This is a genomic window from Alcanivorax sp. HI0083 (assembly GCF_001635175.1).
Genome location: NZ_LWFX01001146.1, coordinates 1 through 3,944, shown reverse-complemented (window position 1 = coordinate 3,944; position 3,944 = coordinate 1). Strand labels below are relative to the sequence as shown.

The 3,944-nt window shown below is 60.3% G+C and carries 5 protein-coding genes; all 5 read left to right on the top strand.

The features are described from left to right. Window positions 1–204, top strand: a 204-nt coding sequence (locus A3754_RS27785) for a PA4642 family protein (protein ID WP_063520539.1), incomplete at its 5' end; no start/stop codon positions are given. A 195-nt stretch (window positions 205–399) separates the two neighbouring features. Then, window positions 400–1,620, top strand: coding sequence for a hypothetical protein (locus tag A3754_RS16250; protein ID WP_063520538.1), 1,221 nt, complete (start codon window positions 400–402; stop codon window positions 1,618–1,620). Between the two features lie 10 nt (window positions 1,621–1,630). Next, a complete protein-coding gene (locus A3754_RS16245; protein WP_063520537.1) occupies window positions 1,631–2,248 on the top strand; it encodes a class I SAM-dependent methyltransferase in 618 nt (205 codons plus the stop codon). A gap of 82 nt (window positions 2,249–2,330) precedes the next feature. After that, window positions 2,331–3,533 (top strand): HAMP domain-containing sensor histidine kinase, encoded by a 1,203-nt coding sequence (locus tag A3754_RS16240; protein WP_063520536.1) that lies wholly within the window; start codon window positions 2,331–2,333, stop codon window positions 3,531–3,533. Continuing rightward, the coding region (locus A3754_RS16235) for a response regulator (protein WP_063520535.1) at window positions 3,530–3,944 on the top strand (415 nt) is incomplete at its 3' end. The genes A3754_RS16240 and A3754_RS16235, both read left to right, overlap by 4 nt.

Sequence of the window (3,944 nt, the reverse complement as noted above, 5' to 3'; positions counted from 1 at the left end):
AACGGGGACTTCCACTTGCTGGAAAAAGCGTACCGCGCCCTTCGCGCGGAGGATTTCGCCCGCTTTCTGACGTTTTTCAAGGACCAGAACCGGGATCTGGATGCCCGTGATCCACAAGGTCGCACCTTGCTAGACCTGGTTACCCAGCACCCGAAAGGCAACGATTACGCGCAGGCCCTGCGCGATGCCGGCGCCACCGCCTGATTCCCGCCCCTCCCCCTCACCTGCCCGGTGCAAACCGGGCAGGCATAACAACGTTACACTCCAGTCAGCAAACTCATACTGACCAGAACTTGTTCACATCCCGCCCGCATGGCATTGTTATGCCATACAGGGCTATCGGGGCCCGGCGAACCTGTTCGCCTACAAACACAACAACAACAAGAGCTGTAAAACACCATGGCAGCATATTCTGTACCGTTCTGGCGCTCTCTGTGCCTGATCGCGCTCTGCGCTATCAGCTTGCAACTCCATGCGGCCCGCGATGACGAGGCCGACGACGAAATGGACGAAGTCACCCCGGAAGAACTGCAAATGCAGGAAATCCCGGTGGATGAACGTATTTTCGTCGAAAAATGGAACGAGGTGCCTTACAAGAAAAGCTACTTCACCTATACCGACAAGCAAATCCGCGACAAATGGGAATACCTGATGCGCGGCCTGAAGGTGCCCTACCCATCCGCCGCTTACATGAAGGAACAGTTCGAAAAGTACCCCTTCATGAAAGAGGATATCAAAGACTGGAACGGTGATTATCAGGTGCTGGAGGCTCGCAGCCTGCAGGTATGGCGCAAGTTCTTTGCCGGCGACTTCCAGGAAGCCCGCGAAGAAGGTCTCAAACTTGGCCCCATCGGCAAGATTCCTGCCCTGTTTTCCCAGCTGATGTACGCCATCTATCTCGCTGATCGTCAGAGCACCAAATACATGATGCTCCAGGACGTGGCCAACCAGGCACAAGAGTACTTTGATGACATGGAAGAAGCGGCCGACGATCCTGCGGTGGCCCCCATTGTCGCCTCGGTGAAACTCGGTTACGCCTACGCCATTGCCCGCATCGCGGAAGAATCTCCGGTGCCGATCGTGGTCGCCCGCCGTTATATCGGCAAGATCAAGAACAGTGCTGAAGAGGTGGTTGAGATCATGCCCGAACAACCGCTGGCCCATGCCTTCCGCGCCGGCGTGGACGCCGGCATCATGCGCCGGGTGGGCAAGTTCACCGGCCGCATGACCTATGGCGCGCGCACCACCACGGTGGAAGAATCCTTTGCTGACGCCCTGAAGCTGGCCCCGGATATTCCCATCGTCAATTACGAATACGCCAACGCGCTGATCTACATGAACCGCAAACGTGACCTGAACGAAGCGATCAGCTACCTGGAAAAAGCCATGAAGATCCGCCCGGAATTTTCCATGGATGCGCTGGACGTTATGTACTCCTACAAGCGCCTGCAGGAAGTGCGCCTGTATGCGCTTAACTTCCGCAGTTTCCGCAAGTTCGAAAAACTGCGTCGCAAGTTCAGCAAGAAAACAGACCGGAACCTGACCAGCATTATCAGCGACCCGCTGAGCATGGATATGCTGAACAACCCGGACAAATACATCCTGCCAGAGCGCAACTAACAGGCGACACATGTCCCTCTACGAAGACAAGCTGTTCCCGGTATTACTGGATTGGGCCACCCGTCCGGTCTACCGGGACCGGCAACGGCTGCTGGCCCAGGCCAGCGGCCGGGTTTTGGAGCTGGGCGTCGGCACCGGCGCCAACTTCCCTTTCTACAGCCATACCGCCACCGAAATTCATGGCATCGAGCCGGCCGGCGGGCTACTCACCCTGGCCCGCGACAGTGCACAACAATGCGATGCCCCTGAACGCTTTCACATCCAGGAAGGCGATGCTCAACAGCTGCCCTACCCGGACCAGCATTTCGATACGGTAATTGCCTGCCTGGTGTTCTGCACCATTCCGGACCCGGACCTGGCGGCGCGGGAAGCCTTCCGCGTCCTCAAACCCGGCGGTACCCTGCTGTCACTGGAGCACGTACTCAGCGAACGCCCCTGGATTCAACGCCTGCAAAAAACGCTTAACCCGGCATGGAAACCGCTGGCATGCGGTTGCCAGCTCACCCGCGATACCGCTCGTATTTTCCAGCGCGCAGGCTTTCAGCCCGAAACGGCCCGCCAGCACCGCCATCCCAAACTGCCCGCCTTTGCCGGCGAGTTATACGAAGGGCGACTGCTGCGGCCTTGAAGAGCAGTTGAACGTTCAACTCGTCCCCCCCCGGGCAAACTGCCACACCTGCCCGCGCCGATTTACCGTTACAATAGCCACCATGGATAATCGCCCCCCCTTATTGAACTGGCGTCTGCGACTGATCTGGCTGCGCAGCCTGCTGGTACTGGTCATCACGCTGGCCCTGATTGTGCTGCAGCGTTTCGGCCACACCGGCTATCAGCTCACGGAGCTGGGCTGGCTGGGCGCATTACTGCTACCCAACCTGGTCACGCTGCTTACGCGCAAGGTCCACGGCCGCCGCCACAGCCAGTTATTGACGCTGGAACTGGCCATGGACGTGGTGCTGTTTGCCGGCCTGATTCAGGGGTTCGGGGGCGCGGGGAACCCCCTGTCGTTTTACCTGCTGGTCCCCGCCCTGATGGCCTCGCTGACCCTGCCCATGACGGGGGGCCTACTGGTCGCCCTGCTGGCACTGGGCGGCTACATGGTGTCGCTGAGCTGGTATCAAATGCCCGCCATGAACAGCCCGTTACATGCCCTCAGCCACCAACTCAGCGGCTTGCACAGTGCCGGCATGGCCGCTGTCTTCATCGCCCTGCTGGTCATGCTCAGCCTGCTCGGACAGGTCATCCAGAGACTGATGCGACAACAACAACGGCAACAGGAACAGGCACTGGATCTGGCCGGGCGCCGTGAGCATATGTATCAGGTAGCCGCGACCCTGGCGGACCAGGCCCATGAACTGAATACCCCGCTGGGCACACTGGTGATGCTGGCAGACAACCTTATTCACGCTCCCGAAATGCCCGACTCACTGCGTCCGGAAGTCGAGCAAATGGATCACCTGGCCCGCAACGTGGCCAGCCGACTCAAACAGGGCACAGACGCCCAGCTGGAATCCGGACTCCCCCTCAGCGTGCTGATTCAACAATTACAACAGCACCTGCGTCATCTGGCACCCACCCTCAAGGTGACGCATGCGCTGGAAACCGACCCCCAGGTGGCCGACAGTCAGAGCTGGTTCCGGGTACTGTGCAATCTGGGCTACAACGCCATGGACGCCGGCGCCACGCGACTGGCCATCACCGTCAGCAATCATGCGCCGCTTTATCGACTCCAGCTCAGTGATGATGGCCCGGCACACCCGGACTCAGAACGCGAAGGCCTGGGCATGGGGCTCACTCTGGTGCACTCCAGCCTGGCGCAAATCGGTGCCGAACTGGAAATGGACTTTGGCCACAGCTGGACCCAGGCGCGGATTCACTGGCCGCAAACCGACAGCCCGGGAGCCGCATCATGAACAACGCCTCTCTCACCCGTCAGCTGTTGCTGGTCGAAGACGATGACTTGCTGGCCGAGCAAACCGCCCGGGCGCTGAGCCGCCATGGCGCCCAGGTCCATGTGGCCCATGATCGCGAGCAGGCATTGCAGCTGATCGCGCAGCTAACCGCACAGAGCGCCCCGCTGGACGGCGCGATTCTGGACCAGAACCTGGGCAGCGATAATGGCCTCGACCTGATCGAGCCGATCCGCCAGCACTTCCCCCTTTGCCGGGTGATCCTGTTGACCGGCTACGGCAGTATCGCCGCCGCCGTCGCCGCCACCCACCGTGGCGCGCATAACTATCTGACCAAACCCGCTGGCGCCAACGATATTCTGCAGGCACTGGATGCCGACCCGGCCAGCCAGGCCCTGCCCCTGCCAGACAGCC

Bases quoted from the DNA above. Each gene is read 5' to 3' on its own strand.
- A3754_RS16250 (WP_063520538.1), top strand. From the start codon at position 400: ATGGCAGCATATTCTGTACCGTTCTGGCGCTCTCTGTGCCTGATCGCG.
- A3754_RS16245 (WP_063520537.1), top strand. From the start codon at position 1,631: ATGTCCCTCTACGAAGACAAGCTGTTCCCGGTATTACTGGATTGGGCC.
- A3754_RS16240 (WP_063520536.1), top strand. From the start codon at position 2,331: ATGGATAATCGCCCCCCCTTATTGAACTGGCGTCTGCGACTGATCTGG.